The 808-nt window shown below is 64.4% G+C and carries 1 protein-coding gene; it reads left to right on the forward strand.

Annotation, left to right across the window (positions count from 1 at the left end; all coding sequences use genetic code 11):
- Positions 1–71 precede the first annotated feature (71 nt).
- Positions 72–808: peptidase associated/transthyretin-like domain-containing protein (locus tag GF068_RS43235; protein WP_153825430.1), on the forward strand; the 737-nt coding region annotated here is incomplete at its 3' end.

Consider the following 808-nt stretch of genomic DNA (forward strand, 5'->3'; position numbering starts at 1 on the left):
GGTTTTACCCAGGGCACGCGGGCAAACGTTCGTCTTGACCGCCCGGCGGGAGCGGGGGTAGGGTTGCACGCATGAAGCAGATCCTCCTCGCAAGCACGGTCCTCCTCGCAGTTTCGGTCTCGTCCTCGGTCGCTCGGGCCGACGACAACGCCAAGGTGGACGCCGCTCCGACCGAGCCTCCCAAGATCCCTTTCGCCTCCTACGACTCGGCACGCGCGGTGCGTGCCCTGCACGTCGAGACGCGCAAGATCCTCAAGGAGGCCCAGGCCCTCGAGAAGGCTGGCAAGATGGACGAGGCCCTGGAGAAGTATCGGGACGCCTGGCGAGATGCGCCCTATGTCGAGATGCAAGCGGAGCTGGGGCTCGCGGAGGCGCGGGCCGGGCACATGCTGCCGTGCGCTCGGAATCTTTATACCGCGATCCGGGGATGGACTCTGTACTACAACGACCTGCGCCCCATCGAGCTGATGCGTGAGGTATTCGCCTATTGCAAGAAGGACCTCGGGACGATCGCGATCAAGGTCAACGTCCCGGACACGAGGATCACGGTGGATGGGGAGGACGTCAAGGAATGGCCGTTCGTCGACGAGGTGTTCGTCGAGCCCGGCAACCACGCGATCAAGGCCATGAAGGGCGGCTACTGGTTGAACCAGACGTTCGTGAAGATCGGCCCGGGGGAGCGACAGCCGCTCTCGATCGCGATGCAGCTACGCTACGAGAGTCATCACGTCGCGTTCGGCCGGCCCGTGAGTCTCAACATCAATGCCAACCTGGGGGAGAGGTCGGAGCCGACGTGGCCGAGGAACCT

This window comes from Polyangium spumosum (assembly GCF_009649845.1).
GTDB lineage: Bacteria > Myxococcota_A > Polyangia > Polyangiales > Polyangiaceae > Polyangium > Polyangium spumosum.